Raw genomic sequence first — 6287 nt, forward strand, 5'->3', positions numbered from 1 at the left:
CGTCCTCCCGCAGGAGTCTTCGCGTCTTCCGCTCCAATCAACAGGGTGGCAAAATCAACCATAAGCTTTACCACAGCCTTGTTTATAGAGGGATGTTACCGTGTTTTTTATATGGTCTTGATTCTTTTTTGTTTCTAAGCATTTCTAAGCCTTGAACAATTTTTATTCTAGTTTCTCGAGGGTCGATCACATCATCCACCATACCTCTGCTCGCCGCCACATAAGGATTGGCAAACTTTTCACGGTATTCATCAATCTTTTGCTGCCTTGTCAATTCAGGATTTTCACTATTATTAATTTCCTTCGCAAAAATGATATTGGCAGCCCCTTGTGGACCCATAACAGCGATTTCAGCATTCGGCCAGGCAAAAACCAAATCAGCCCCTATCGATTTACTATTTAACGCTACATAGGCACCGCCATAGGCTTTTCTTAAAATAACCGTTAATTTCGGAACGGTCGCCTCGGAGTAGGCAAATAATATTTTTGCCCCGTGGCGAATGATTCCGCCGTGTTCCTGCTTAACTCCCGGGAAGAAGCCTGTCACATCCTCGAAGGTGATGATTGGGACATTAAAAGAATCACAGGTTCGGATAAAGCGAGCAGCCTTATCAGAAGAATCGATATCCAGGCCACCCGCCATCACCTTGGGTTGATTGCAGACAAGACCCACTGATTCACCTTTGATGCGGGCAAACCCAACGACAATATTTTTAGCAAAATCCTTTTGCACTTCCATGAAACTGTTCTCGTCTACCACTTGCTCAATGACTTTGCGGACATCATACGGACGAACTGTATCAAATGGAATTACATCAATTAAATCAGAACGATAATCTTCGTCCTCCTGCACCTCAAATCTCGGAGGCTTCTCTTCATTATTTTGAGGAAGGTAACTCAATAGTCTGCGGACGTTTTGCAACACTTCTGCTTCGGAATCAGAATGAAAATGGGCATTTCCACTAATGGAGCTATGTACATTCGCACCGCCTAATTCCTCTGCAGATATCTTTTCACCAGTTACTGTTTCGATGACTTTAGGACCAGTAATAAACATTTGACTGGTCTTCTCAACCATAAACACAAAATCAGTAATCGCTGGAGAATAAACAGCACCGCCCGCACATGGACCCATGATGACTGATATTTGCGGAATGACACCGGAATAAATCGCATTTCGGTAGAATATATGTCCATATCCATCTAAGGATACAACACCTTCTTGAATCCGTGCCCCGCCAGAATCATTTAAGCCGATAAAAGGGGCGCCATTTTTCGCAGCTAAATCCATCACATTAGCAATCTTTTTAGCATGCATTTCCCCTAATGCACCGCCAAAGACAGTAAAATCTTGTGAGAATAAGTAAATGGGGCGACCGTTTACTTTCCCGTAACCCGTTACCACCCCGTCCCCAGGACCCTTTTGTTCATCTAGACCAAAATCATTGGTACGATGTTCAATAAACGGATTTAATTCAAAAAACGTTCCTTTGTCGACTAACAGGTCGATTCTTTCTCGAGCAGTCAGCTTTCCTTTTGCATGTTGTTTCTCAATTCTCTCATCGCCGCCACCCAACTCTACCTCTCGGCGTTTATCATACAACTCATTTATTTTTTCATATATATCGATCATTTTACCCCTTCATCCCCTTCTCACAAAGCTCAAATAAAACCCCAGATGCCGATTTTGGATGCATGAAGGCAATGCTTGCCCCTCCAGCACCAGGTCTTGATTGTTCATCAATCATACGTATCCCTTTTTCTCTCATTTCGATAATTCTATCTTCTATCGATTCTACCCCTAAGGCAACATGGTGAATTCCCTCACCGCGTTTTTCGATAAATTTGGCAATTGCACTTTCTTTCGATGTAGGCTCAAGCAGTTCAAGTTTTGTACTTCCTGCCTGTAAAAAGGCAACTCTTACCTTTTGAGTATCAACCTCTTCAATCCCTATCAAGGGAAGATTTAATACATCGGTATAAAAAGGAAGCGTATTCACAAGAGAAGTCACTGCAATTCCAATATGGTCGACTTTTTTAATCATAATTACCCCTCTGTTCTAAAAATTAGAATTAATTCGACAATATTCTTATTCGGTAAAAAGTTCATAAATCCTTCCTAAATTACGTAGTTGTTCCGTTGTTCATTTTTGGATTTCCTTGTACAATATAGATAAAGCTTCAAATTGTTAAGGAGGTACCCATTTTGAAAAGTAAAAAAACAAGAAAAATTATTGTTTATTTAATGTTATTTGCTATGCTGGCCTCAACTCTCCTCATTGGAATCGGTCAATTTCTTTCATAAAAAATATATAAAAAATGGGACTGTTCTAATTGAACAGTCCCATTGCTAGTTTATTGCTCCATAATCTTTAGCAAGTGTCTCATATGATTTTTTAGAAGAAATAACCAATACTTTTGTCCCCAAAGGAATTAACGGAAAAAGTGATGTAACCACCTCATTTTGAGTACGGATGCAGCCTTGCGAGACATATTTTCCGATTGATGCAGGCTGATTTGTTCCATGAATGCCAAATGTTCTGCCATCTGTTCCCTTTGCATCAAAGCCAATCCATCTCGCCCCAAGTGGATTTTTCGGATCCCCGCCAGGGATATTCTCTTTCCGAAAATAAGGTTCTTTTGCCTTAACCGTAATGTTAAAAAGACCTTCTGGCGTTAATTCTTGTGTTTTTCCCGTCCCTACACTAACAACCGTTTGGACTTTGTTTTCATTAATAAAGGCCATTTCATTTTTACTTTTATTCACAATAACAAAGGGAGCACCTGGCATAGGATTTTGTCCTAATGGCCAAAGCGGTGAAATGAAAAAAGCTATCAGGATCGGCGATAAGATTTTTATCATAGCAGCCACCTGCCTTTTTTCCTCTAGTTTGCTTCAATCTTTTTATGTTCATTCATTTTTGAAGAAGATTTTAATCCTTTAAACGTACTTTTTATTATCAAATAATCGTTCATTTCATTAACTAATTGCAATAAAGCTGCCCGAACTTCAAATTCTTCTCTTGTCTGCGGCAGTTCCATCTCTTGAAATATTTTTTTCATCTCTCTTAATTTTTCTATATAAATATGGGCTGTATTTCTTGAATGAATGTTATCGGAAAGTTCCTCTAGAAAATCTGCAATCATATGCCCTTGCTTAACGGTATGAGTAATGGAGGTGACAAGTGGTAAAATGCGTTCAATAATAGCAAATTGTTTTTCTCTCATTTTAAAATAATGAAAGTACATATTCTCATCACGCAAAAAGTGATTTTCAACATCTTGCAGGGCAAGTGCGATCGCTTCATCTAGTAATTGAGCACTAACGGTAATCTCTTTTCCAGCCCATCTGCCTTCTCCCGTTCGTAAGTAGTTGACTATTTCACAGAATATAATCTTAAAATTTTCCTCAAGTTCGCTCACATAATCAAGTAGCTTTCTATCTACACTTGGCATATAAAGATTTACGAGTAGGGCCACACCAATTCCAATGGTAATGACACCAAGTTCATTTAAAAATATGTCCATAGTTACTTTCTTTGCCATATAAATATGTAAAATAATAACACTGCTAGTCACAATGCCGTCCTTCGCTTTCAGCATCACAATAGTAGGAATGAAGAAAAATAACATGATACCAATAACGATTGGATGATAAGAGATTCCTTCAAAAAATAACGCAGAAAAAGGCATCGCTAATACACAGGCTAGAAAACGATCCCAAGCCGTTCGGAGCGATCTCCGTTTTGTAACCTGGATACAAAGTATGGTTAAAATACCTGCTGAAGCAAAATTCTGCAAACCAAACTGTTGTGCAAGTAATATGGCAATCGCGGTCCCTACAGCTGTTTTAATGGTCCGGTATCCGATTCTAAATTTCATCATTATCTCTCCAAAAATAAAAAAAATAAAAAGATGATCGGGTAAGATCATCTTTAGCATATCCCTATTAACGTATTCTTTGCAAGAATGTCTCTTTTTAAGGATTTCAATTTCTATAATACTTTTTCTAAAAAGTCCTTTGCTCTGCTTGTCCGAGGGCTATTAAAAAATTGATCAGGAGAGCCTTCTTCTAATAAAATCCCATCATCAAGGAAAAGAATCCGATCAGAAACCTCACGAGCAAATCCCATTTCATGTGTAACAATGGCCATCGTCATTCCTGATTGGGCAAGATCCTTCATAACTGTAAGTACTTCTTTTACCATTTCTGGATCAAGCGCTGAGGTTGGTTCATCAAATAACATTAACTTCGGTTCCATCGCAAGTGCACGGGCAATCGCCACGCGCTGCTTCTGTCCACCTGATAAATTATTCGGATAGGCTTTTTCTTTTTCAGTAAGACCCACGCGGCCTAGCAATTCCCGTGCTTTTTTCTCAGCAAGCTCTCGGGATTCCCCTTTCACTTTCATCGGTGCATATGTTAAGTTTTCCAAAACCGACAAATGCGGGAATAAATAAAAGTGTTGAAATACCATACCGATTTGTTCACGAATTTTCATGATATTGGTTTTGGGGTCGGTAATCTCTTGATTATTAATCCAGATTTTCCCTTTGGTAGGTGTCTCTAACAAATTTAAACAACGAAGAAAGGTAGATTTTCCCGAACCGGATGGTCCAATAATTGACACAACTTCTCCGCTATCAATATTCGTAGAAATATTTTTTAATACCTCGTTATTGCCAAATTGTTTATAGAGGTTTTCGACTTTAATCACTGTACTTCAGCCTCCGTTCAAACCGTTTACCTGCCAAAGTAAGTCCCATAACTAGTATCCAATAGATTAAACCAACAAAAATTAATGGTTCAAAATTACGGTACGTATCTGCTCCAACAACCTGAGCACGGCGCATCAAATCTAAATAGCCAATCGTCGAGACGATCGCTGATTCTTTTGTTAAGGTGATAAATTCATTCATCAGTGCAGGTAATATATTTTTTAGTGCTTGAGGTAAGATAAGGTCCTTCATCATAAGACGATAAGGAACTCCTAGTGCTTGTGCAGCTTCGGTTTGACCTTTATCCACCGCTTGAATTCCGGCCCTGATAATCTCCGAAACATAAGCTGAAGAATTTAAGCCAAAAGCTAAGATCGATGATAAAAATGGTGAGATATCATAGCCTGTTAATTGCGGGATTGCAAAATAGATTAGCATTAATTGTAAAATTAGTGGTGTACCACGAAAAATAGATGTATAGGCATCTCCAAACCAATTTAAGGCTTTGATTCGTGAAATTTTAAATAATGCTAAAATCGTACCAAGGATAAAACCTACAATAATTGAAATAATAACAAATTTTAATGTTACCCATATTCCCTCTAAAATAAAAGGAATATAAGGCACAATTTGGCTAAAGTCCAAATTCATGCCTTACACCTCACTTCATAATTTTCTTTACGTCGCTAGTCTAGTTGATATTTTATCTTATGCTTATTGCTGGTCTTTTAACCACTTGTCCTTTAATTCTTGGAGTTTACCGTTCTCCTCCATGTCCTTAAGAACCTTATTTACATCATCCGTTAAGTCACTTCCTTTTGGAAAAGCAACAGCCATTCCAGGAGAACTTGTTGTCGGATCATCAAATCCACCTAACCCTTGTTCTTTTATATATCCTGTTGCCACTGATTTATCCATATAAGCAACCTGGATACGATTTGATAATAATTCTTGAATTAAAGTTGTTGCATTGTCTAATGGCTTAAGCGTAAAATCCACCTTTTTTTGAAGTGTTTTTGCGCCTTCCTCTTGAATGGTTCCTAACTGAACTCCAACGGTTTTTCCTTTTAGATCATCGATTGTTTTAATATTAGAATCTTTTAGTGTGATAAACATTTCACCTGAATGGTTATAAGGAGTTGAAAAATCAACATTTTGTTTACGTTTTTCTGTTGCCGACATACCAGCAAGAACCATGTCAACACGTTTAGCCTGTAAAGCACCAACTAAACCATCAAACTTCATGTCTTTAATATCTAGTTTATACCCTAGTTCTTTTGCAATAGCATTCGCTAAGTCAATATCAAATCCTTCTACCTTACCAGATGGATCTCTTGATTCAAATGGAGCAAAATCAGCTGATGTTGCCATCGTTAATACTTTTTTATCGCCAGTTTTTTCTCCATTTGCTCCGTCTTTATTACTTTGGCCGCAAGCTGCCAAAACTACTAGTGTTAAAATCATGGTAAAAAATAAAAATGTTTTTTTCATGGTGTTTCCTCCTATGATAAATAAGATCTGCATAATTTTTAATTTGAATTTTTATTCAACAAAACGAATATTAACAC

The 6287-nt window shown here is 37.9% G+C and carries 8 protein-coding genes; 1 reads left to right on the forward strand and 7 read right to left on the reverse strand.

What is annotated here, in order from left to right; translation table 11 throughout:
* Positions 1-82: 82 nt before the first annotated feature.
* Together V7137_RS23845 and mce are read right to left on the reverse strand one after the other, a co-directional pair.
* Positions 83-1633, reverse strand: a complete 1551-nt coding sequence (locus tag V7137_RS23845) for an acyl-CoA carboxylase subunit beta (protein ID WP_335700373.1) — start codon at positions 1631-1633, stop codon at positions 83-85.
* A gap of 1 nt (position 1634) precedes the next feature.
* The gene (gene mce, locus V7137_RS23850; RefSeq protein ID WP_335700374.1) at positions 1635-2045 is read right to left on the reverse strand and encodes a methylmalonyl-CoA epimerase; all 411 of its coding nucleotides are present in this window, start codon (positions 2043-2045) and stop codon (positions 1635-1637) included.
* Between the two features lie 161 nt (positions 2046-2206).
* Here mce and prli42 point away from each other — a divergent pair, with 161 nt between their 5' ends.
* Entirely contained in the window at positions 2207-2305 is a 99-nt protein-coding gene (gene prli42, locus V7137_RS23855) for a stressosome-associated protein Prli42 (protein WP_155928433.1), read from the forward strand.
* A 45-nt stretch (positions 2306-2350) separates the two neighbouring features.
* Here prli42 and V7137_RS23860 read toward each other — a convergent pair whose 3' ends face one another.
* The 5 genes from V7137_RS23860 to V7137_RS23880 form a co-directional block, all read right to left on the reverse strand.
* Positions 2351-2863, reverse strand: a complete 513-nt coding sequence (locus V7137_RS23860) for a L,D-transpeptidase (RefSeq protein ID WP_335700375.1) — start codon at positions 2861-2863, stop codon at positions 2351-2353.
* 23 nt (positions 2864-2886) lie between these two features.
* Positions 2887-3882, reverse strand: a complete 996-nt coding sequence (locus V7137_RS23865; RefSeq protein ID WP_335700376.1) for an aromatic acid exporter family protein — start codon at positions 3880-3882, stop codon at positions 2887-2889.
* A gap of 113 nt (positions 3883-3995) precedes the next feature.
* Positions 3996-4718 carry an amino acid ABC transporter ATP-binding protein gene (locus V7137_RS23870; RefSeq protein ID WP_218349231.1) on the reverse strand — a complete coding sequence of 241 codons (723 nt, stop codon included), beginning with the start codon at positions 4716-4718 and terminating at the stop codon, positions 3996-3998.
* Entirely contained in the window at positions 4711-5370 is a 660-nt protein-coding gene (locus V7137_RS23875; protein WP_335700377.1) for an amino acid ABC transporter permease, read from the reverse strand. Before V7137_RS23875 ends, V7137_RS23870 begins: the two co-directional genes overlap by 8 nt.
* Positions 5371-5433: 63 nt before the next feature.
* The gene (locus V7137_RS23880) at positions 5434-6210 is read right to left on the reverse strand and encodes an ABC transporter substrate-binding protein (RefSeq protein WP_335700378.1); all 777 of its coding nucleotides are present in this window, start codon (positions 6208-6210) and stop codon (positions 5434-5436) included.
* Between the last annotated feature and the right edge of the window lie 77 nt (positions 6211-6287).

This window comes from Neobacillus drentensis (assembly GCF_036962765.1).
Lineage (GTDB): Bacteria > Bacillota > Bacilli > Bacillales > Cytobacillaceae > Neobacillus > Neobacillus drentensis_C.